Below are 19,392 nucleotides of genomic sequence, written 5' to 3' on the forward strand. Positions count from 1 at the left end.
CTTCGAAGGGGCCGGCGCAGGATACAGACGGCGCGGCGCGTTCGACGCGGCCGCCTGCAATGCAGACAGCGGGCAATCAGCTCGGGCCGGCAGGACCCCGCCAATGCCGATCCGATGGCAGCGGCCAGGTCATGCCAGTTGCCTGAGTTGCGCCTCGCTGGGAAAGTCGCGCACGCGGAAGCGCGGCGGATAGAAGTCCGGTTCCTGCTCCATCAGTTCAGCGACCACCGCGACGGCCTTGTCCCAGTCCGCGACCACCATGTCCGCGTCGCCCGCGTCCTTCGGCACGACGAAGGCGATGCGATCGGCCTTGGGCAAGGAGGTGTCGACATCACGGGTCCAGGTCGCCAGCGAGAACTGCCGGCCGCTGCCGTCGTTCTCCTCGAACACGCGGTAGGAGGCGACGAAGATGTCGGTGTGGTTCGCGGCGTGGATCTTTTCCAGCAGGTCCTTCTGCAGGGAATAGGCCGGCGCATCCATCATGCGCTGCAGATCGGCCTGGCGGCGCCGGTGCTCGGGCTGCGGCAACGCGAACGGCACGATCCGGCGCGCGTCGTCGTAGGCGAAGGCCAGCGAGGAGATGCAGCGGCCGTTCGCGGCCGCGTCCAGGCTCAGTTCCAGCATGCCCGCCATCGCGGTTTCGTCGCGGTCGCCCACCACCAGCAGGCAATCGCGGGTGGGCAGCATGAACACCGGTCGCCCCTTCACCGGGACGCGCTGCAGCACGTCGGGCAGCACCACGCGGCTGGTGTCGTAGGCGTCGTGCCAGGCGCCCTGGAAGATGCCTGCGGCGACCTCGACGAAACGGTCCGGCGTGGCGTCGCGCAGGTTGTCGTGGGCGATGGCCAGGGCTTGCTCGAAGGTGATGCCCCACGCGTCCTTCGGCCCAGCGAGCAGGGTGGAGGTCGAATCGGGGCGGTCGATCGCCAGCAACTCGACGCAGTCCTCGCTCAGCTCGCGCCAGACGGTCGTGAACGGCGTCTCCCAGCCATGCGCGCGGACATGCTCCAGGCGCATTTCCTCGAACATGGCGCGATGGCGCACGACGGGCATCAGCATCGGCCGCGCCTGTTCCAAGGTCTCGATCCGGTTGTCTTCGCCGCCCTCTTCCACGAACGCCGCGGCATAGCTGCGCAGCACCTCGGCGCGGCGCTGGCGATCGGCGGTGGTGTAGTCGTGGTAGGCGTTGTGCAGGTTGATGATGCGCCCGCGTGGCGCGACAAGGCGGAATTCGTCCGGCCGGTACGTGAGCTCCTCGCGGTAGCCCTGCGCGCGCAACGCCTCCTCGAACAGCTTGGCGAACGCATCAGGACTGGGTTTGCGATTGAACAGCTTGTCGAACAGGGCTGCGAACATCAGCGGTCTTCCTTGTTAGTTGGGGCGGGTGTCCGCCTCGGTTTCATGCATCGCGTGCATAGCCCGCCTCTCGCTGTGCGCGAATCGCCAGCACGATCACCGTGTCGGTCACATCCACATAGCGATACGACGCCACGTCACCGCGCGAACCGCGGCCCATCACCAGTTCGCGGCTGTCTCCATGGACCGGGCGGCCGATCAACGGATTGCCTGCCAGCACGTCGAACGCGCTGACGATCTCCTCGGCTCTCTGTTCTGCATGCGCGCTCTCGTGGTCGCGCAAATACGCGGCGATCCGCTCCAGATCCTCGATCACGCCGGGACCGAGGCGAATGCGCGCCACTTCAGTCTTCCAGCTTGCGCGCCACCGGCCGCTTCGCAGGCTTTCCTGCCACCTGGGCCCTGAAGTAGGTGCGCGCCTCGTCCCACGGGATGGTCTCACCCGTCTCCAGGAACTCGGCCCAGCGCTGATCGGCCTGGGCGTGGAAGTCGGCGCGCCGCTCGGCCAGCTCGGCCTTCTCGGCGATGGCTTCCAGGATGAAGTTGTGCGACGTGGTGCCGGCCGCTTCCGCCGCCTTGGCGATGCGGGCCTTGAGCGCGTCCGGCAGGCGGATGGTGGTGGTGCTCATGCGGGGCTCCCGGCGATGGGTTCGAGGCAATGTAGCACATGTGTGGTACAGGCAGCAGGCAGCCGACTGAGTAGGGTTCAGCTCACCTCACATGCGCTTTTCCAGATAGACGCGCATGTCGCTCCACGCAATGGCCTTCCCGGACGCGATGATGCCGGCGTAGCGCCGCTCGGCCATCGCGTCGACGTCGGCGCGAGGCTGGGAGTGTCGTCTTGCGTGCGGCATCTTCGTCATGCGGCGATTTTCACTTTGGCCGCGAAAGGAGCATGGCTTGAAGGCGTTCGCGCACAATCCCTGCCCTTCCGGGTTCGGCCACCAGGCCGGGCAGCGCATTCGCGAACGCGGGATCGTCCAGCAGCGCCGCAAACGCGTTGGCAACCATGTGCCTCAGGTCTTCCGGCGCCATGGCAAGTTCTTCCACCAGTTCTGCCCGACCGTCGACGACATTGAGCACGTCCTCCAGATCGTGGCTGGAAAGAAAGTCGCCCTGACCCCGCGTAGCGAAGGCCTCGAGCTTCGTCGCGACGAACGCAACCGCTGTCACCATCCGTATGGACAAACGCTCATCCAATTCAACTGACTGAGCGGTTTCCACGGCGTAGGCGTACCAACGATTCGAGAAGCCAAGGACCTCGGAATCCACCGGCATCAGATCGAACACCACACCAGAATTACGATGCACCCAACGACAGACCACGCCACTTTCCATCTCGCGGGCGAAGCCTTGCGTCTGCACACGCTCTTCGATACGACGGAACCGGGACCAGTCCAGATCCACCACCGCATCGACGTCGTAGGTAGAGCGAACGCTCTCGGCCAATGGATCGGACAGCAACAGGCCAACGACTGCGCCACCGAGGAAGACGACCTGCTCGCGCAGGTCGCCTAGCGCATCGGCGATCAGACGTAGATGCGGCAGATTGGGATCGTCAGCTCGCATCGCCGAGGCCCAACCGTTGCTTGAGGTGCTTTGCAGCCAATGCGCGCTCGCGTGCGCGGCCGATGCGCAAGGCATCCTGAAGCGCCAACAATTCGTACAAGCCAGGATCGACCAGCGCGGCGTGCGGCGCACTGGCGGACAATGGCGCCACGCCCGGCCCCTTTGCCATGCCCTCTGCGCTCGGCCACACCGGCGCCTCGCCGGGCGCGCTGGCGATATCCACGGACAGCGGCGGCGCGCCGAACGCCGTGGGGATCCCTCGCCGCACAGGACCCAAGGTGACGGGGAATGCATAGCGCACGCCGTGGACCGCGAATTCATGCAGCGCCGTACGCACCGCCTCCCACTCGCCGCGACCCTTCTCCAGTGCCAAGCCGGACGCCACGCATCGCTTCACGCTACGGTGCACTTGCGAGGCACTCATCTGCAGCGCTTCGCCCAAGGACGCATACGTCCAGGATCGCCCTGCTTGAGCGACCTGTTTGTACAGCACCACGAGGTCCTGGGGCTTCAGCTCCACAGCGCACCCTTATTCCATATTCCGGAATATGGAATATCCGCCCCAGGGCACTGCTTTGCAAGTCTTTTGACCCAAAAAGAAGGCCCCTTGCGGGGCCTTCCTGCGGCACTGGTCCCGGCATGCGCCGGGACGCCGGATCAGGCGAACGGATCCTGCAGCACCATCGTGTGGTCGCGGTCCGGGCCGGTGGAGACGATCGAGATCGGACAGCCGGCCAGTTCCTCCAGCGCGCGCAGGTAGGCGCGGGCGGCGGGCGGCAGTTCGTCCCACACGGTGATGCCGTGGGTGTTCTCGGTCCAGCCGGGGAACTCCAGGTACACCGGGGTGCACTCTTCCCAGCCCTGCGCGTCCAGCGGCGCGTATTCGGTGCGCTTGCCGCGGTATTCGTAGGCGATGCAGATCTTCAGCTTCTCCATGCCGTCGAGCACGTCGAGCTTGGTGATGCACAGGCCGGAGATGCCGTTGATGGCGACGGCGCGCTTGAGCGCGACGATGTCCATCCAGCCGCAGCGGCGCGGGCGGCCGGTGGAGGCGCCGTACTCGGCGCCGCGGTCGCGGATGCCCTGGCCCACTTCGTCGTCCAGTTCGGTCGGGAACGGGCCGCCGCCGACGCGGGTGGCGTAGGCCTTGGCGATGCCGAGCACGTAGTCGATGGCATCGGCGCCGACGCCGGTGCCGGCCAGCGCGCCGCCGACGGTGGTGTTGGAGCTGGTGACGTACGGGTAGGTGCCGTGGTCGATGTCGAGCAGCGCGCCCTGCGCGCCTTCGAACAGCACGCGCTTGCCCTGCTTGCGCAGCTCGTGGAGGATGCCGGCCACGTCGTACTTCATCGGCTGTACGTACTCGCCGAAGGCCAGGGCCTCGTCGAAGGTCTTCTGGAAATCGACCGCTTCCACGCCCAGGTACTTGGTCAGCACGAAGTTGTGGTAGTCCAGCGCGGTGCGCAGCAGTTCTTCCAGTTGCGGCGGGTAGTGCAGGTCGGCGATGCGGATGCCGCGGCGCGCCACCTTGTCTTCGTACGCCGGGCCGATGCCGCGGCCGGTGGTGCCGATGGCCTTGCCGCCGGCGGCCTTCTCGCGGGCCTGATCCAGGGCGATGTGGTACGGCATGATCAGCGGCGCGGCCGGGGAGATCTTCAGGCGCGAACGCACTTCCACGCCCGCGTCCTCCAGCTCGCTGATTTCCTTGATCAGCGCGGCCGGCGAGATCACCACGCCGTTGCCGATCAGGCACAGCGCGTCTTCGCGCAGGATGCCCGACGGGATCAGGTGCAGGACGGTCTTCTTGCCGTTGATGACGAGGGTGTGGCCGGCGTTGTGGCCGCCCTGGAAGCGCACGACGGCACCGATTTCCTCGGTGAGCAGATCGACGATCTTGCCTTTGCCTTCATCGCCCCACTGGGCGCCGAGCACGACAACTGACTGACCCATGGCTGGGTAACTCCTGGTTTGCTGCGCAGCCATCGGGGCCGCACGGATGTGGTGGCCATGCACGGGTCTTGCCGGCGCCGGTACGGCCGCTCCATCGGGGAGCGTCCAGGCGGCGGCAGGCCCTTACACGGAAAAGCCGGTCGAGGCGCTCGTGTGGAGCGGGCCCGGCCGGCTTTTGTGCATTATCCGGGTTTTGGGTGACGCTCACCACCCCCTCGGCCGCTGCGTTCAGCAGCGCAACCGGCCTGGATGGATCGGGCCGTCGCTCAGGCGCGGACCCACCACAGGGCCAGCAGCCCCACCGCCAGGGCCACACCACCGGACGCACGCAGCTGCGCGACCGGCATGGCCAACATCTGCTGCACCAGCCGCTTCCAGGCCTCCGGCGCGACCAGCAGCACCAGCCCCTCGAAGACGATCATCAGGCACACCGCGGCGATCAGGTCGTGCATGGGGAGTCTCGGGCGGAGTGGATGGCCGCGGCGCGGCGGGACTGAAGCGGCGTTCTTGCATGTTTACAGACAACCAAAAACTTGTGGGAGCGACTTCAGTCGCGACGGGTTTCACCGGGAAGGCCCGTCGCGACTGAAGTCGCTCCCACAACAGTCCGCGAGCTGCGGCTATCCGGGTTGAGAACGCTCCAAGCGCCGGGCCACCAGGTCGTATGCGACCGGCAACCTGCACTTGGTCAGGAACCGGGACCCGCTTTTACGAATCCCCAATCCCCAATCCCCAATCCCCAATCCCGGCTCGATCAGCGCTCGCTCTTGAGGTACTGCAGGAACGGATCGTTCTTGTCCAGCACGATCACCGCGTTGCCGTCGGCCATGGCGCCGCGATAAGCCTCCAGGCTGCGGTAGAACGCGTAGAACGACGGGTCGGCGGAGCCGGCCTTGCCGTAGATGCTGGCGGCTTCGGCATCGCCTTCGCCGCGCAGCTTCTGCGCGTCGCGCTCGGCCTCGGCAACCAGCACGGTGCTCTCGCGGTCGGCCTGGGCCCGGATGGTCAGCGCCTGCTCTTCGCCTTCGGCGCGCAGCTTGCTGGCTTCCTGCTTGCGCTGCGCGCGCATGCGCTCGTACACGTCGGTGATCACCTGGCTGTCGGTCGGCAGGTCGATCTGCTTGATGCGCAGGTCGGTGATCTGCATGCCCAGGGTCTTGCCGGCGGCGTTGATCGCGCTCAGCTGCTGCGCGATCAGTTCGCTGCGGTCGCCGGACACCAGCTGCTGCAGGGTGCGCGCGTTGATCTGGTTGCGCAGCGAATCGATGATGATCGGCGCCAGGCGCGCATTGGCCACCTTCTCGTCGCCGCCGGTGGCGCGGTAGAAGGCGCGCACGTCGGAGATGTAGCCGATGGCGAAGAAGTCGACGCTGACGTCCTTCTGCTCGGCGGTGAAGTAACGCGCCGGCGGCGTGTCCAGCACCTGGAAGCGACGATCGAACACGCGCGTGGATTCGACCAGCGGCAGCTTGAAGTGCAGGCCCGGCTTGAGGTCGGCACGCGCCACGCGGCCCAGGTTCAGCACCATCGCGGTCTGGTCTTCGCGCACCACGAACACCGAGCTGAGCAACACGAACAGCGCCACGACCGCAACGCCTGCCCACAGGGAAATTCTCATGGCTGCACCTCCTCACGGCCGTTCGGGCGCGGCGAGCGCTCCGGACTGCGGATACTCTCGGCCGGGCTGCTGGACAGCGACGGCATCAGGACCTCCTGCGGCAGCGTCGGCACGCCGCCGCCGCTGGACGGCGCCGGCGCGGCAGCGCCGGCAGCCTTGCCGCCATCGGCCGGCATCGGCACGTAGATCAGCTGGCGGCCGTCGCCGCCGATGACCTTGCGGTTCTCCGACAGCACCTTCTGCACGGTTTCCAGCCACAGCCGCTTGCGGGTGACCTCCGGCGCGCTCTGGTACTGCTGCTGCAGCAGGGTGAAGCGCTCGGCATCGCCCTGCGCGCGGGCGATCGACGCTTCCTTGTAGCCTTCGGCGACGGTGCGGGTGCGCGCGGCCTGGCCGCGGGCTTCCGGCACCATCTTGGCGGCATAGGCCTGGGCCTCGTTGATCAGCCGTTCCTTGACCTGCTGCGCGCCGTTGACCTCGTCGAAGGCCGGCTTCACTTCTTCTGGCGGGCGCGCGTCGGGCAGGGTCAGCCCGGTCACGATCAGGCCGGTGCGGTAGGCGCTGAGCGCGGCCTGCAGGCGGTCGCGCGCGGCGGTGGCCATCGGCCCGCGGTTGTTCAGCACCACGTTGAGGTCGGCGCGGCCGACCTGTTCGCGCACCGCGCTCTGCGCGGCCTGCTCCAGCACCTGGTCGGCGTTGCGCGAGCCGAACACGTACATGCGCGGGTCGTCGATGCGGTACTGCACGTTGAGCGAGACGCTGACGATGTTCTCGTCGCGGGTCAGCACCGGCACCTGGTTGCTGAAGGTCTTGATTTCGGTGGCGTTGACCTTGCGCACCGATTCGATCGGCCACGGCAGCTTGAAGTTCGGCCCCGGCTGCAGGATCCGCGAGAACTGGCCGAAGCGCAGCACCACGCCGCGCTGCTGCTCGCCGATCAGCTGGAAGCTGCTGAACAGCAGCAACAGCACCGCGGCGGCCAGCACCCAGCGGCCGATGTTGGCGCCGTCGCCACCGAACAGGTCCTTCAGCGGACCGGGCAACCCGCCCCACTTGCCACCACCATTGCCGCCACGAGGCTTCCAGGGATTGCGCCCGTGATTGTCCGGGCCATCTGTGCCCTTGCCGCCGGGTGTATTCCAGGCCATGCATGCTCCAAGAAGGTAGGTGGCGGCGCGTCGGTGCGCGCCGGTCACCGTAAGTGAGTCGCCGATTCTACAAGATGGGGCAGATCCGACGTTTCGAAAGGGCTATCTTGGTGCATTCCGTCGCGCCGACCAAGGTGTTCGCCATGCCGCTCCCCGCCAGCTTCCCCGCTTTGCGCATCCACCAGGACGATGCCGGCTACCGCGCCGCGGTCGAACCGGTGGGGCTGGACCAGCTCAGTCCCGGCGAAGTGGTGATCCGCGGCGCCTGGTCGTCGGTGAATTTCAAGGACGCGCTGGCCGGCACCGGCCAGGGCAAGATCCTGCGCCGCTTCCCGCTGGTCGGCGGCATCGACGTGGCCGGGCACGTGGTCGCTTCCAGCGATCCGGCGTTCAAGGAAGGCGATGCGGTGCTGGTCACCGGCTGCGGCCTGAGCGAGACCCGCGACGGCGGCTACAGCCAGTACGCGCGACTGGAGGCCAAGTGGGTGGTGCCGCTGCCGGCCGGGCTGAGCCTGCGCGAGAGCATGGTGCTGGGCACCGCCGGCTTCACCGCGGCGCTGGCGCTGCTGCGCCTGCTCGACAACCGGCAGACGCCGAACCACGGCCCGCTGTGCGTGACCGGCGCCACCGGCGGGGTCGGCTCGCTGGCGATCGACATCTTCAGCCGCGCCGGCTTCGAGGTGCATGCGGTCAGCGGCAAGGCCGACCGCGCCGAGCACCTGAAGGCGCTGGGCGCCAGCCAGGTGCTGGGCCGCGAGGCGCTGCAGACCCGGCGCCCGCTGGAGTCGGTGCGCTTCGGCGGCGGCCTGGATAACGTCGGCGGCGCGATGCTGACCAGCCTGCTGGCGCAGACGGCGCCGTACGGCAATGTCGCCAGCGCCGGGCTGGCGGCGACCCCGGAGCTGGACATGACGGTGATGCCGTTCATCCTGCGCGGCGTGTCGCTGCTGGGGATCGGCTCGGCCGGCACCGCGCGCGACCTGCGCGACCGGATCTGGCAGCAGCTGGGCAGCGACTGGAAACCGCGCCACCTGGACGCGATCTGCACCCGCGAAGTGGAGCTGTCGGGCCTGCCCGAGGTGTTCGCGACGATGCTCGCCGGGCAGTCGTTCGGGCGCACCGTGGTGCGGCTGGATCCGGCGGCGTAGACCTGCCCGGGCGTTTGTGACGCGCAGCGCTTTCCGGGTGCGCGCCGCTGCCACTACACTCGTGGCTCCAAGGGGGAAACACATGGCACGCATCCTGATCGTCGACGATTCGCCGTCGCAGTTGCTCGGCATCCAGCGCATCGTCGAGAAGCTGGGCCACGAAACGCTCACCGCCACCGACGGTGCGGCCGGCGTGGAAGCGGCCAAGGCGGCGCTGCCGGACCTGGTGCTGATGGACGTGGTGATGCCCAACCTCAACGGTTTCCAGGCCACCCGCACGCTGCGCCGCGAGCCGAGCACGCAGAACATCCCGGTGATCCTGGTCACCACCAAGGACCAGGACACCGACCGCATGTGGGGCATGCGCCAGGGCGCCCGCGCCTACATCACCAAGCCGTTCTCCGAGGACGAACTGTCCGAGGTGATCGAGCGGGTGTTCAGTGGCGAGGATGGGCCGAAGGGCTGAGGAGCCGGGACTCGGGACTCGGGACTCGGGACTCGGGGAGGCTGTCCCGGGGTAAATCGCTGTCAAGCGATTTGGATAAAAAGTGCCGATTCTTTGGAAGAAAGAAGCGGCCTTTTCGTAATCTCAGAGCCTGACCGCTTTTCTGTAGGAGGGGCTTCAGCCCCGACGCCTTACCGGTAAGGCGTCGGGGCTGAAGCCCCTCCTACAGAAAGCCAGGGATGCAGCGCACTCGCAACCATCCTTCGAGTCCCGGGTCCCCAGTCCCCAGTCCCGAGTCCCGGCCCTCAAACCGCCTCGCCGAACGCCTTGGCCAGACTGCGATAGGCCTTGCGCTGCGCCTCGGTCTCCGGGGCCGGCGCCAGCACTTCCAGTTCCACGATCTGGTCGCCCGCCGGGGTGCCCGGCAGGCCGCGGCCGCGCAGGCGCAGCTTGCGCCCGGCGTCGGACTCCGGCGGGATCTTCAACTCCACCGCACCGCCCAGGGTCGGCACGCTGATGCTGGTGCCCAGCGCCGCCTGCCACGGCGTCACCGGCAGGGTGTACAGGATGTTGAGCCCGTCCACCTCGAACTGCGGGTGCGCGGCGTATTCGATCTCCAGCAGCAGGTTGCCGCCGCCGTTGCCCTGCCCGCTCAGCCGGATCACCTGGCCGGGCCGCACGCCCTTGGGCACGCGCACGTCCAGTTGCTTGCCGTTGATGGTGATGCGCACGCTGTCGCCGGCATACACAGCCTCCAGCGGCACCGCCAGCTTGGCGCGGGTGTCGCCGCGCGGCGCCGCACCCGCGCCGGGACCGGGGCCGGCGCCGCCCTGGCGCGCGCGCTGCTGGCGCGCGAACAGGCTCTCGAAGAAATCACTGAAACCGCCGCCGGCGCCGCCGTTGCCGAACACTTCCTCGAAGTCGTAGCCCTGCGCGCCGCCGTAGTTGGGCGGGGCCTGGAACTCTTCGCCGGGCCGGTAGCCCTGCGCGCGCAGCTGGTCGTAGGCGGCGCGCTTGGGCGGATCGCGCAGCGCCTCGTAGGCCTCGTTGATGGCCTTGAACTTGTCCTCGGCGCCGGCCTCCTTGCTGACGTCGGGATGGTACTTGCGCGCCAGCCGCCGGTAGGCGGTCTTGATCTCGGCGTCGCCCGCGCTGGGCTCCACGCCCAGGGTCGCGTAGTAATCCTTGAATTCCATCCATCACCTCAAAAAGAGTCGGCCCGCCGCCTTGCGGCAACGGGCCGGTTGCATGCTGCGCACCATCGCCCGGCCATTCTACCGGCCGGCCGCGAAGGCGCGGCGCCGCCGTGGCGGCGCCGACGCGGGCGGGCGCTTACTGCACGATCGTGGCTCCGCTGCCGACCTGGATCCGGCGCGGCGTGCTCGCCGGGCGCTTGGGGATGCGCACTTCCAGCACCCCATGGTAGCCGGTGGCGGAAATGTTGTCGGGATCGGCGCTGTCGGGCAGCGCGAAGCGGCGGTGGAAGCTGCCGTAGCGGCGCTCGATACGCGAGAAGCGCTCGCTGTCGGCGGTGGACTCGCTCTTGCGCTCGCCCCGGATCGACAGGATGCCCTTGTCCATCGACACCTCGATCTCGGCCGGGTCGATGCCGGGCAGGTCGGCGTACAGCACGAAGCGCTCCGGCTCCTCCTTGATGTCCACGCGCGGCACCCACTGCGCGGTGACGACGGCCGACTCGTCGGTGCCGCCGTTGGGGTCGAAGAAGCGGTCGAACACCTGCTTGATCTCGTTCTGGAAGGCGGCCTGGGCCGGCAACTGGCGATAACGGACGATGCTCATCTCGTAGTCTCCTGCAACGTGAATGGGATAGACCCTGACGGGTGGTTCGCGGCGCCGGGCCAGGCCCGCCGCCATGCCTGCCAGATAGGAATGGGCCGGCGCTTTTCAAGGGCCTTGACGCTGCCTTCCCATCCCAATTCCTAGACTCGATTCATCCAAGGAGCCCGACATGCCCATCCAGCCCGGCGAACGCATTCCCGAAGTGGTCCTGCAGCGCATCCGCGAGGGCGTGGAGCAGGTCGACACGCGCAGCCTGTTCGACGGCCGCCATGCGCTGCTGTTCGCGGTGCCCGGCGCGTTCACCCCGACCTGCTCGGAGAAGCACCTACCCGGCTACGTCGAGCACTTCGAGGAGTTCCGCAAGCGCGGCATCGAGGTGTACTGCATGGCGGTCAACGACCCGTTCGTGATGCAGGCCTGGGGCAAGAGCCAGCTGGTGCCGGACGGCCTGCAGATGCTGTCCGACGGCAACGGCGAACTGGCCAAGGCGCTGGGCCTGGAAATGGACGCCAGCAGCTACGGCATGGGCGTGCGGGCGCGGCGCTTCGCGCTGTACGCCGAGGACGGCGTGGTCCGCGCGCTGTTCGTCGAGGCGCCCGGCGAATTCAAGGTCTCCGCTGCCGACTACGTGCTGCAGCATCTCCCCGACTGATCCCCTCCACCCACCACACAGGAACCGGCCAGCCATGTCCAACAAGCCAGCCAACGACGCCAAGCCGCTGCACAACACCACCGGCCTCACCGACACCGCCACGCTGCGCGCCAATGCGCGCCAGAGCATCGAGGACGGCGCGATCACCAAGAGCTACAGCGCCGACCGCGAGGCGGTGATCAAACTGCTCAACGACGCGCTCGCCACCGAATACGTGTGCGTGCTGCGCTACTACCGCCACTACTTCATGGCCTCGGGCATGCTCGCCGATTCGGTCAAGGCCGAGTTCCTGGAGCATGCGCAGCAGGAGCAGGAGCACGCGCACAAGCTGGCCGAGCGCATCGTGCAGCTGGGCGGCGAACCGGACCTCAATCCCGACACCCTGACCGCGCGTTCGCACGCCGAATACAAGGAAGGCGAGGACCTGCGCGACATGGTCAAGGAGAACCTGATCGCCGAGCGCATCGCCATCGACAGCTACCGCGAGATGATCAACTTCGTCGGCGACAAGGACACCACCACCAAGCGCATCCTGGAGCAGATCCTGGCCCAGGAGGAAGAGCACGCGGACGAGTTCTCCGACATGCTGGAAGGATGGATCGGGAAGTAGTCGCGCGATCGCCTGTCTGCACATCCAGCGCCCGGCACCTGCCGGGCGCTTTTTTTGTGGCAATCGCGACTGGATGCGCCGATAGCGCCCGTCGCGGCTGGAACCGCTCCTGCAAAAATCGTCCATCTGCGTAACGCAGCCTGACGCTCCCTGTAGGAGGCATACCACCAGAAAGCGCGTTAGGGCTTCACGATGCAGTCGCAGGGAACGTATCTCTTGTGGAAGCGACTTCAGTCGCGACGGGCTTTACCGGTAATGCCCGTCGCGACTGAAGTCGCTCCCACAACACTCCTTCGGCTTTAAGCAGCAAAGCCGAATGCTCCACATCCCGCAGCGCGCGCGGGATCCGCGCACAGCCCACTCAATGCAGCACCCGGAACCGCACCTGGGTCCACGCGCCGTTGCTGGCCAGCGCGGTCAGGGTGTGCTCGCCGGCCTCGGCGAAATCGCGCTGGAAGTGGCGCGCGCCCTCGGTGCGCGCGATCCAGCGGCCGTCCAGCAGCCAGTCCACAGGCGCGGTGGTGCCCAGCGCACGCACCTGCAGGCGCACGCTGGGACTGCCCGGCGCGCGCGCCAGGGTGGCGCGGTCGTTGAGCCCTTCGATGCGCAGCACGTCGTTGCCGCCGCGGCCGTCGTCGCGGCAGTCCGGCGCCAGCGCCGGCAGTTGCCCGGCCTGGCGTTCGCTGGCGTGCAGCCATGGCGTCAGCAGCGCCGGCCAGCGCGCGAGTTCGCGCTGCACCGCCTGGTGCGGCCGCGCGCAATCCGGCGACAGGCGCAGGCCGCTGTGCGCATCCACCTGCACCGTGTCGCGGCCGGCGCTCCATAGCCGCGCGTCGCGCTCGGCGAAGGTCGGCGGCACCGCGCCGTCCAGCGCGTAGGCGGAGAAGCGCCGCTGGCACAGCGCGGGCGGGGTCTGTTCGGCGGCGATGCCCAGCGGCCAGCACACGTCCACCTGCTGCACGTTGCCCGGCATCGGCCGCGGCGCGTTGTCGCCGCGTGCGCGCGGCAGGCTGTCGATGGTCTCGAACATCAGCGGCAGCGCGGTCACAGCGCCGTACTGGCCGGGCAGCGGCGTGCCGTCCGGGCGCCCGACCCAGACCCCGACCGTGTAGCGGCGGGTGCTGCCGATCGCCCAGGCGTCGCGATAGCCGTAGCTGGTGCCGGTCTTCCACGCCACGCGCGGGCGCGTGCCGACATCGAAGGTGCCGATGCCGTAGCCGGGCCGCGGGTTGGCCTCGAGGATTTCGCGCACGATCCACGCCGCGCCGGGCGACATCAGCCGCCGGTCGATGACCTTGTCGGCGGCGGTGTAGCGCACGCGCCCGGCGATGCCGTCGCGGTTGAGCGCGGCGAAGGCGCCGACCAGCTCTTCCAGCTGCGCGCCGGTGCCGCCGAGGATCAGCGCCAGGTTCGGGGTGCTGCCGCGCGGGAACTTCAGGCCGATGCCGGCGTTGTTCAGGCGCGCGGCGAAACGCGCCGGGCCGACCCGCTCGAGCAGGTCCACCGCCGGCACGTTCAGCGACAGGCGCAAGGCGCTGGCCGCGCCGACCGGACCGTTGAAGGCCTCGTCGAAATTGCCCGGGCGGTAGTCGCCGAAACTCTGCGGCGCGTCCACCAGCAGGCTTTCGGAATGGATCAGGCCGTCGTCCAGGGCCATGCCGTACAGGAACGGCTTGAGCGTGGAACCGGGCGAACGCCAGGCCTGCACCATGTCCACGTCGCCGAGCCGCTTGCGGTCGCCGAACACCACCGAGCCGATGTAGGCGCGCGCCTGCAGGTCGCGGTTGTCGACCACCAGCAACGCCGCGGAGGTGCGCTCGGGCAGCTGCGAGAAATACGCGCTGACCCGATCCTCCAGGGTGCGCTGCAGATCCGCATCGAGGGTGGAGACGATGTGCGCGGCGCGCGGCGCTTGCCGGCGCAGGCGCTCGGCCAGCAGCGCGGCATGCATCGGCGACTGCAGCGAGCGCGCCACCACCGGTTCGATGCGCGCGTCGTCGACCTGCGCGCGCGACCACACCTGCAGCTCGACCATGCGCTCGAGCACCTTGTCGCGCGCGGCGCGCGCGGCCTCCGGGTGCCGGTCCGGGCGCAACCGGCTCGGCGCCTGCGGCAGCACCGCCAGCAACGCCGCCTCGGCCTGCGACAGGCGCGACGCCGGCTTGCCCAGGTAGGCCCAGCTGGCCGCCTCCACGCCCTCGATGGTGCCGCCGTAAGGCGCGCGCTCCAGGTACAGCTGCAGGATCTGGCGCTTGCTCAGGTGCGCTTCCAGCTGCAGCGCGCGCAACAGCTGCTGCAGCTTGCCCAGCGGGCTGCGCGTGCTGACGTTGTCCGGCATCAGGATCCGCGCCACCTGCATGGTCAGGGTGGAACCGCCGGAGACGATGCGGCGCGAGAACACCCACTGCTTGCCGGCGCGCAGCAGCGCCCACGGATTGATCCCGGGGTGATGCCAGAACCAGCGGTCCTCGTAGTTCAGCAGCGCCTGCAGATACAGCGGCGACACGCTTTGCGGCGTGGCCGGGTAGCGCCACACGCCATTGCCGTCGGCGAAGGCGCGCAACGGGGTGCCGTCGGCGGCCACCACCAGGGTCGAGGTATCGCGCGATTTCGGCAGCGGCAGCGGGAACGCCAGGTCCAGCAGCAACAGCGTGGCCAGCAACGCCACCGTGCCCCAGCGCAGCACGCGCCAGTGCAGGCGGCCCCAATGCGGCCGTGGCAGCAGGCGCGTCCAGCGCCGGGTGCGCCGCGCGCGGAGCGTGGCGGCGGAGACATCCTGTGACATGCGGGCTCCCGGTGGAAGCGGCTATTTTGCCCGTTGCGGCGGCGCCGGCGCATCCGCGCGATGCACTTGCAGCGCCTGCGCCAGGAACGGCGCGCACCGCGCCTGGGCCGCATCGTGCTCCACCACCAGATGGTCGATCGCCGCCACCGCGGCCACCAGATGCGGCGCATGCGCGCCGAGCTTGTCCACGGTGACCACCACCGCGGTCTCGCCGCTGGCCTCGATCATCGCGCGCTTGAACAGCGCTTCCTCGCCGTCCACGCCCCACAGCCCGCGCTCGGCATCGATCGCGCAGGCGCCGGGAAAGCACAGGTCGGCACGGACCTGGCGCAGTTGCTGCAGCGCCTGCGCGCCGACGGCCGCGCCGATCCGCGGATCGATCCGGCCGCCGATCAGCAGGATCTCGACGCCTTCGCGCGGCATCAGCAGCTGAGCGATGTCCGGCGCATTGGTGATCACGGTCAGGCGCTGCCGCAGCGGCAGCGCGGCGGCGATGGCGCTGTTGGTGGAGCCGGCGTCGATCAGCAGCACCTGCCCGGGGCGCACCAGCGCGGCGGCCGCCTGCGCCAGCGCACGCTTGCGCTCGGCGTGTTCCTCGTGCCGCTGCGGCAGCGGCGCGAAGCCGGGCGTGGGCGGCAGCGCGCCGCCGTAGACGCGGCGGCACAGGCCCTGCGCGGCGAGATCGCGCAGGTCGCGGCGGATCGAATCCTCCGACACCGCGAACGCCGCGGCCAGCTCCGTGGCCACGACCCGGCCGTGCTCGCGCAGGCGTTGCAGGATCGCCTGCTGGCGTTCCTGCGGCAGCGCGTCGGCGGCGTCCGTCATGCGCCCGACCCGGCACTGCGCAGCGGCAGGCCCAGCGCGCGCAGCTCGGCACGCAGCGTGGCCGCGTCGCGGAACTGCAGCGCGTGCAGGCCCTGCGCGGCGGCGGCGTGGACGTTGCGCGGCGCGTCGTCGATGAACACCGCGCGCGCCGGATCGATGCCATAGCGCGACAGCAGCAGCGCGAAGATCGCCGGGTCCGGCTTCACCAGCCGCTCCTGCCCGGACACCAGGATCCCGGCGAAGCGCTGCAGGAACGCATAGCGCTGCAGCGCGACCGGGAACGTCTCCTGCGACCAGTTGGTCAGCGCATACAGGCGCACGCCCTGTGCGTGCAGTTCTTCCAATATCTGCACACTGGCCTCGAGCGGGCCGCCGAGGGTTTCCTCCCAGCGCTGGTGATAGGCGGCGATCCGCTCGGCATGCGCCGGATGCAGCGCGCTCAGCTCGGCGACCGCCTCGCGCCACGGCCGGCCGGCATCCTGCTGCTCGTTCCACTGCGGCGAGCACACCTCGGCGAGGAAGCGCTCCATCTCGGCGGCGTCGTCGAACAGTTGCCGGTACAGATAGCGCGGGTTCCAGTCGATCAGCACGCCGCCGAGGTCGAAGATCACGGTGTGCGGCGCGTGCGCGGGAGTGGCTGGCATGGCGTGGTGCTCCTAGGTCGGATCAGTGCCGCAGCAGCCGCGACCCCATCACCACCAGCAGCAACAGCCCGGCCACCGCCAGCAACGCGGTGGGCAGGCTGCTGGCGTGGGCGAGGAAGCCGATCAGCGCCGGCCCGGCGAGCAGGCCGGTGTAGCCGAGCGTGGTCAGCGCGGCGATCGCCACCGCCGGCGAGGTGCCGGGCAGGCGCCCGGCCGCGCCGAACAGGATCGGCACCAGGTTCGACACGCCCAGGCCGACCAGCGCATAACCGAGCAGGCCGCTGGCGACGCCCTGCAGCAGCGTGGCCAGCAGCAGGCCGCCGGCCGCCAGCGACGCACCGGCCGCCAGCATCGCCGGCTGGCCGATGCGTGCGACCACCCGGTCGCCGCCGAAGCGGCCGGCCGCCATCGCCACCGAGAACAGCGCATAGCCGACGCCGGCGTAGCGCGTGTCCATGCCATGGAACTCGCGCAGCAGCACCGCGCTCCAGTCGAGCATCGCGCCTTCGGCGAGCAGGCAGATGAAGCACAGCGCGCCCAGCACCAGCACCACGCCGCGCGGCAGGCGCAACGCGGTGCGCTGCGCCGGATCGCCGCCAGCGCCGGCCAGCAGGCCGGCGCGTTGCCACAGCAGCAGCGCCAGCAACAGCGCCGACACCGCCAGCGTGGCCGCCAGCAACGGCGTTCCGAGCGCGAGCAGGGCGCTCATCGCCGCTGCGCCGGTCAGCCCGCCGACGCTGAACACGCCGTGGAAACTGGACATCACCGGCCGCCCGGCGCGCGTCTCGGTTTCCACCCCGTGCGCGTTCATCGCCACGTCCAGCGCGCCGAGCGCGGCACCGAAGTACAGCAGCGCGGCGACCATGCCCGGCACGGTCGGCGCCAGCGCCACCAGCGGCAGGCCCAGGCACAACGCCAGCCCGGAAGCGACCATGACCGCGCGGCTGCCGACCCGGTGGCTGAGCACGCCGGCCAGCGGCATCGCCAGGATCGAGCCGCCGCCGAAGGCGAGCAGCACCAGGCCCAGGGCGGCATCGTCCAGCGCGAAGCGCGCTTTCACGTACGGCACCATCGGCGCCCACGCGGCCATCGCGATCCCGGACAGCAGGAACACCCAGCGGGTGGCGCGGATCGCAGGCCTGGCGGCGGCGTCGGGGACGGCGGAAGCGATGCGTTCCGCGGTGGCGATGGGTAGGTCGGCAGGCATGCGGCGACTGTACTGAAGCACGCATAATCGTGCAACAAGATGCAAAATGACGGATAGACAGGCGGGAACGAAAGGCCGTGGCGAAGCCGCGCATTTGGCGACGAGCCGCGCTGTGCGCTGCTGCCCGACGCCGACCATCCTGCAGCAAGAGGCTTCAGCCCCGACGCTTCACCGGCAAGGCATCGAGCTCGAAGAAGCCCGCCACGCTTACGGAATCACCAGGCGCGCGCATATGCCGGCATGGCACCGCCCTGCCCGACCGCGCAGGGACGGCATCTGCGACATCGCGGCCTGCGCTCCCGGACTGCAGGGCCGCGCAGCCGGCGTCACTCCCCGTGGCCGTCCGCCGCCAGCGGCAGGCGCAGCGTGGCCACGCTGCCGGCGGCATCTGCGCGCGTTTCGAGGCTCAGGCTGGCGCCTTGCGCCTCCAGGATCTGCCGCGACAGCACCAGGCCGATGCCCGAGCCGCCGGGCTTGGTGGTGAAGAACGGCACGAACAGGTTGTCGCTGGGCGGCAGCCCGGCGCCACCGTCGAGGACTTCGATCGACGCGGTTGCGCCGTCGCTGCGCGCGCGCAACGCCACCGGCGCGCTGCCGCCGGACTCCAGCGCGTTGCGCAGCAGGTTGATCAGCACTTGCTCGAGTTGGTCGGCGTCGGCGTGCACTCGCAGTTGCGGGTCGACCTCGACCCGCACCCGCGGATCGTCGAGCAAGCGCTGCACCCGCGTGCACAGCGAGGCCAGCGCCACGGCCGTCGGCACCGGCGCCGGCAACCTGGCCAGGCGCGCGTAGCCGCCGAGAAAGCGCTGCAGCGCCGCACTGCGCTGTTCGATCACGCCCAGGCCGTTGCGCAGGTCGGCGTGCAGTTCGGCGTCGAGCGTGTCCGGCGCGGCCGCGAGCAGGCGCCCGAGGGTATCGGCGATCGAGCCGATCGGCGCCAGCGAGTTGTTGATCTCGTGGCCGAGCACGCGCAACAGGCGGCGGAAGGCCTGCGCTTCCTCCTCGCGCAACACGCGCTCCATCGGCTGCACCAGCAGCAGCTGTCCGGCCTGGCTGCGGCTGCGCAAGGCGGCGTGGCCGATCTGCCAGCGCCCTTGCTGGCCGGCGAAGGCATGCGCGTGGATGCTGCCCGACGGCAACGCGAACAATCCGGCCAGGCCAAGCGCCTGCGCGGACTGCCCGATCAGCTGCTCGGCGGCGGCGCCGAGCAGGCGTTCGCCGGCCGGGTTGACCAGGCGCAGGCGCTGGTCCTGTTCGAACGCGAACACCGCCCCGTCCAGCGCCGCCAGGGTCTTGCTCAGCAGCTGCAGGCTCTCGTGCGAATCGCGCTGCTCGTCCTGCAGCCGCTGCGCCAGCGCGTTGAAGCGCTGCAGCAGGCCATCGCTGTCGCGATCGCGTGCGTCCTGCGCCACGCGCACGCTGTAGTCGCCCTCGCGCAGCGCCTCGAGCAGGCCGCCGAGGGTGCGCAGGCGCTGCCCGGCCTCGCGTTGCTGCCGGCGCCACAACGCCGCGGTCAGCGCCAGCACGCACAGCATCAGCACGGCCGCCTCCGGCGGCCGCGGCGCGCCGACCGCGAGCACCAGCGCCAACGCCAGCAAGGCCGGCGCCGCCAGCCACAACGGTCGCCGCCGCTGC

Annotated in this window: 21 protein-coding genes; 4 read left to right on the plus strand and 17 right to left on the minus strand. The window is 69.6% G+C overall.

What is annotated here, in order from left to right:
* Positions 1-129 precede the first annotated feature (129 nt).
* The 10 genes from NRY95_16085 to hflK all read right to left on the minus strand — a co-directional run bounded on the left by NRY95_16085 (position 130) and on the right by hflK (position 7,641).
* Positions 130-1,356, minus strand: a complete 1,227-nt coding sequence (locus NRY95_16085; GenBank protein UYC15236.1) for a hypothetical protein — start codon at positions 1,354-1,356, stop codon at positions 130-132.
* Positions 1,357-1,399: 43 nt separating this feature from the next.
* Positions 1,400-1,699: a type II toxin-antitoxin system RelE/ParE family toxin gene (locus NRY95_16090; protein UYC15237.1), complete on the minus strand. Its 300-nt coding sequence runs from the start codon at positions 1,697-1,699 to the stop codon at positions 1,400-1,402.
* 1 nt (position 1,700) lies between these two features.
* A complete protein-coding gene (locus tag NRY95_16095; GenBank protein ID UYC15238.1) occupies positions 1,701-1,985 on the minus strand; it encodes a DUF1778 domain-containing protein in 285 nt (94 codons plus the stop codon).
* A gap of 87 nt (positions 1,986-2,072) precedes the next feature.
* On the minus strand, positions 2,073-2,219 hold the full coding sequence (locus tag NRY95_16100; protein UYC15239.1) for a hypothetical protein: 147 nt from the start codon (positions 2,217-2,219) through the stop codon (positions 2,073-2,075).
* Between the two features lie 10 nt (positions 2,220-2,229).
* Positions 2,230-2,925 (minus strand): hypothetical protein, encoded by a 696-nt coding sequence (locus NRY95_16105; protein UYC15240.1) that lies wholly within the window; start codon positions 2,923-2,925, stop codon positions 2,230-2,232.
* Positions 2,915-3,445 (minus strand): MarR family transcriptional regulator, encoded by a 531-nt coding sequence (locus NRY95_16110; GenBank protein ID UYC15241.1) that lies wholly within the window; start codon positions 3,443-3,445, stop codon positions 2,915-2,917. The genes NRY95_16105 and NRY95_16110 overlap by 11 nt, the downstream gene beginning before the upstream one ends.
* Before the next feature lie 137 nt (positions 3,446-3,582).
* A complete protein-coding gene (locus NRY95_16115; GenBank protein ID UYC15242.1) occupies positions 3,583-4,875 on the minus strand; it encodes an adenylosuccinate synthase in 1,293 nt (430 codons plus the stop codon).
* A gap of 266 nt (positions 4,876-5,141) precedes the next feature.
* Entirely contained in the window at positions 5,142-5,327 is a 186-nt protein-coding gene (locus NRY95_16120) for a DUF2065 family protein (GenBank protein ID UYC15243.1), read from the minus strand.
* Between the two features lie 302 nt (positions 5,328-5,629).
* On the minus strand, positions 5,630-6,493 hold the full coding sequence (locus NRY95_16125) for a protease modulator HflC (protein UYC15244.1): 864 nt from the start codon (positions 6,491-6,493) through the stop codon (positions 5,630-5,632).
* On the minus strand, positions 6,490-7,641 hold the full coding sequence (gene hflK, locus NRY95_16130) for an FtsH protease activity modulator HflK (GenBank protein UYC15245.1): 1,152 nt from the start codon (positions 7,639-7,641) through the stop codon (positions 6,490-6,492). Before hflK ends, NRY95_16125 begins: the two co-directional genes overlap by 4 nt.
* Before the next feature lie 143 nt (positions 7,642-7,784).
* On the opposite strand from hflK, the gene NRY95_16135 reads away from it, so the two are divergent.
* Together NRY95_16135 and pilH are read left to right on the plus strand one after the other, a co-directional pair.
* Complete coding sequence (locus NRY95_16135; protein UYC15246.1) at positions 7,785-8,789, plus strand: acryloyl-CoA reductase; 1,005 nt, start codon at positions 7,785-7,787, stop codon at positions 8,787-8,789.
* A gap of 82 nt (positions 8,790-8,871) precedes the next feature.
* The gene (pilH, locus tag NRY95_16140; protein ID UYC15247.1) at positions 8,872-9,255 is read left to right on the plus strand and encodes a twitching motility response regulator PilH; all 384 of its coding nucleotides are present in this window, start codon (positions 8,872-8,874) and stop codon (positions 9,253-9,255) included.
* Positions 9,256-9,539: 284 nt separating this feature from the next.
* Here the strand turns inward: pilH and NRY95_16145 are convergent, their stop codons facing one another.
* Together NRY95_16145 and NRY95_16150 are read right to left on the minus strand one after the other, a co-directional pair.
* Positions 9,540-10,430 carry a DnaJ domain-containing protein gene (locus NRY95_16145; GenBank protein ID UYC15248.1) on the minus strand — a complete coding sequence of 297 codons (891 nt, stop codon included), beginning with the start codon at positions 10,428-10,430 and terminating at the stop codon, positions 9,540-9,542.
* A 136-nt stretch (positions 10,431-10,566) separates the two neighbouring features.
* Positions 10,567-11,034: an Hsp20/alpha crystallin family protein gene (locus NRY95_16150; protein UYC15249.1), complete on the minus strand. Its 468-nt coding sequence runs from the start codon at positions 11,032-11,034 to the stop codon at positions 10,567-10,569.
* A gap of 169 nt (positions 11,035-11,203) precedes the next feature.
* Here NRY95_16150 and NRY95_16155 point away from each other — a divergent pair, with 169 nt between their 5' ends.
* Both NRY95_16155 and NRY95_16160 read left to right on the plus strand, forming a co-directional pair.
* Positions 11,204-11,686 carry a peroxiredoxin gene (locus NRY95_16155; protein ID UYC15250.1) on the plus strand — a complete coding sequence of 161 codons (483 nt, stop codon included), beginning with the start codon at positions 11,204-11,206 and terminating at the stop codon, positions 11,684-11,686.
* A 34-nt stretch (positions 11,687-11,720) separates the two neighbouring features.
* Entirely contained in the window at positions 11,721-12,296 is a 576-nt protein-coding gene (locus NRY95_16160; GenBank protein UYC15251.1) for a bacterioferritin, read from the plus strand.
* A 361-nt stretch (positions 12,297-12,657) separates the two neighbouring features.
* Here NRY95_16160 and pbpC read toward each other — a convergent pair whose 3' ends face one another.
* The 5 genes from pbpC to NRY95_16185 all read right to left on the minus strand — a co-directional run bounded on the left by pbpC (position 12,658) and on the right by NRY95_16185 (position 18,590).
* Positions 12,658-15,081 (minus strand): penicillin-binding protein 1C, encoded by a 2,424-nt coding sequence (pbpC, locus tag NRY95_16165; protein ID UYC15252.1) that lies wholly within the window; start codon positions 15,079-15,081, stop codon positions 12,658-12,660.
* 21 nt (positions 15,082-15,102) lie between these two features.
* Positions 15,103-15,906, minus strand: coding sequence for a DeoR/GlpR family DNA-binding transcription regulator (locus NRY95_16170; protein UYC15253.1), 804 nt, complete (start codon positions 15,904-15,906; stop codon positions 15,103-15,105).
* Entirely contained in the window at positions 15,903-16,550 is a 648-nt protein-coding gene (locus NRY95_16175; GenBank protein ID UYC15254.1) for an HAD family phosphatase, read from the minus strand. The genes NRY95_16170 and NRY95_16175 overlap by 4 nt, the downstream gene beginning before the upstream one ends.
* Positions 16,551-16,572: 22 nt before the next feature.
* Entirely contained in the window at positions 16,573-17,640 is a 1,068-nt protein-coding gene (locus NRY95_16180) for an MFS transporter (protein UYC18603.1), read from the minus strand.
* Between the two features lie 443 nt (positions 17,641-18,083).
* Positions 18,084-18,590 carry a HAMP domain-containing histidine kinase gene (locus tag NRY95_16185; GenBank protein UYC18604.1) on the minus strand — a complete coding sequence of 169 codons (507 nt, stop codon included), beginning with the start codon at positions 18,588-18,590 and terminating at the stop codon, positions 18,084-18,086.
* Positions 18,591-19,392: the final 802 nt, after the last annotated feature.

It is taken from the genome of Xanthomonas campestris pv. phormiicola (assembly GCA_025666215.1).
Classification (GTDB): Bacteria; Pseudomonadota; Gammaproteobacteria; order Xanthomonadales; family Xanthomonadaceae; genus Xanthomonas_A; species Xanthomonas_A campestris_A.

What these genes read in the sequence shown, in the direction of transcription:
- NRY95_16120 (UYC15243.1), bottom strand. Translation starts at nt 5,327, where the DNA reads ATGCACGACCTGATCGCCGCGGTGTGCCTGATGATCGTCTTCGAGGGG.
- hflK (UYC15245.1), bottom strand. Translation starts at nt 7,641, where the DNA reads ATGGCCTGGAATACACCCGGCGGCAAGGGCACAGATGGCCCGGACAAT.
- NRY95_16155 (UYC15250.1), top strand. Translation starts at nt 11,204, where the DNA reads ATGCCCATCCAGCCCGGCGAACGCATTCCCGAAGTGGTCCTGCAGCGC.
- pbpC (UYC15252.1), bottom strand. Translation starts at nt 15,081, where the DNA reads ATGTCACAGGATGTCTCCGCCGCCACGCTCCGCGCGCGGCGCACCCGG.
- NRY95_16115 (UYC15242.1), bottom strand. Translation starts at nt 4,875, where the DNA reads ATGGGTCAGTCAGTTGTCGTGCTCGGCGCCCAGTGGGGCGATGAAGGC.
- NRY95_16145 (UYC15248.1), bottom strand. Translation starts at nt 10,430, where the DNA reads ATGGAATTCAAGGATTACTACGCGACCCTGGGCGTGGAGCCCAGCGCG.
- pilH (UYC15247.1), top strand. Translation starts at nt 8,872, where the DNA reads ATGGCACGCATCCTGATCGTCGACGATTCGCCGTCGCAGTTGCTCGGC.
- NRY95_16180 (UYC18603.1), bottom strand. Translation starts at nt 17,640, where the DNA reads ATGGCCGCGTGGGCGCCGATGGTGCCGTACGTGAAAGCGCGCTTCGCG.
- NRY95_16135 (UYC15246.1), top strand. Translation starts at nt 7,785, where the DNA reads ATGCCGCTCCCCGCCAGCTTCCCCGCTTTGCGCATCCACCAGGACGAT.
- NRY95_16095 (UYC15238.1), bottom strand. Translation starts at nt 1,985, where the DNA reads ATGAGCACCACCACCATCCGCCTGCCGGACGCGCTCAAGGCCCGCATC.
- NRY95_16105 (UYC15240.1), bottom strand. Translation starts at nt 2,925, where the DNA reads ATGCGAGCTGACGATCCCAATCTGCCGCATCTACGTCTGATCGCCGAT.
- NRY95_16160 (UYC15251.1), top strand. Translation starts at nt 11,721, where the DNA reads ATGTCCAACAAGCCAGCCAACGACGCCAAGCCGCTGCACAACACCACC.
- NRY95_16100 (UYC15239.1), bottom strand. Translation starts at nt 2,219, where the DNA reads ATGACGAAGATGCCGCACGCAAGACGACACTCCCAGCCTCGCGCCGAC.
- NRY95_16170 (UYC15253.1), bottom strand. Translation starts at nt 15,906, where the DNA reads ATGACGGACGCCGCCGACGCGCTGCCGCAGGAACGCCAGCAGGCGATC.
- NRY95_16125 (UYC15244.1), bottom strand. Translation starts at nt 6,493, where the DNA reads ATGAGAATTTCCCTGTGGGCAGGCGTTGCGGTCGTGGCGCTGTTCGTG.
- NRY95_16085 (UYC15236.1), bottom strand. Translation starts at nt 1,356, where the DNA reads ATGTTCGCAGCCCTGTTCGACAAGCTGTTCAATCGCAAACCCAGTCCT.
- NRY95_16175 (UYC15254.1), bottom strand. Translation starts at nt 16,550, where the DNA reads ATGCCAGCCACTCCCGCGCACGCGCCGCACACCGTGATCTTCGACCTC.
- NRY95_16150 (UYC15249.1), bottom strand. Translation starts at nt 11,034, where the DNA reads ATGAGCATCGTCCGTTATCGCCAGTTGCCGGCCCAGGCCGCCTTCCAG.